The 502-nt window shown below is 67.9% G+C and carries 1 protein-coding gene; it reads right to left on the bottom strand.

Annotated elements, in window-relative coordinates; all coding sequences use genetic code 11:
* Positions 1-157: 157 nt before the first annotated feature.
* Positions 158-502 (bottom strand): transposase (locus LQ326_RS47430; protein WP_234545413.1); only part of this gene is annotated, 345 nt, incomplete at its 5' end.

Raw genomic sequence — 502 nt, 5'->3', positions numbered from 1 at the left:
TCGTCACGGTGCGCGTCGAACAGCGCGTTCGCGTGATACGCCTCCTCCAGCACGGCATCGGTCACCGGCTGGTCCAGCCAGCGGTAGTAGGGCTGTCTGGCGAGCTTCAGCACCCGGCACGCAACCGTGACGGGCACCCCGTCCCCGGCCAGCTCCTTCACGAGCGGGTAGATCCTTTTCCCGGCAGATGCGCCTGCGACAGATAGGCCGCGGCCCGGCGCAGAACCTCGTTCTCCTGCTCCAGCAGCTTGATCCGCCGACGTGCTTCCCGAAGCTCTGCACTCTCCTGGCTGGTCGTCCCGGGCTTGCTCCCGTCGTCGATGTCCGCACGACGCATCCACTTCCACAACGTCATCGGATGGACTCCGAAGCCGGTGGCCGCCTGCTCGACCGTCACACCCGGCCCGCGGTTCCTCGCGACCCGCACGACGTCCTGGCGGAACTCCTCCGGGTAAGGCTTGGGCACAGCGACATCCTTCCCACCCGCCCCACAGGGCAAGCC

The organism is Streptomyces shenzhenensis (genome assembly GCF_021462265.1).
Lineage (GTDB): Bacteria > Actinomycetota > Actinomycetes > Streptomycetales > Streptomycetaceae > Streptomyces > Streptomyces shenzhenensis.
Note: the sequence above shows the minus strand (reverse complement) of the source record. Positions and strands in the feature narration are given on the sequence as shown.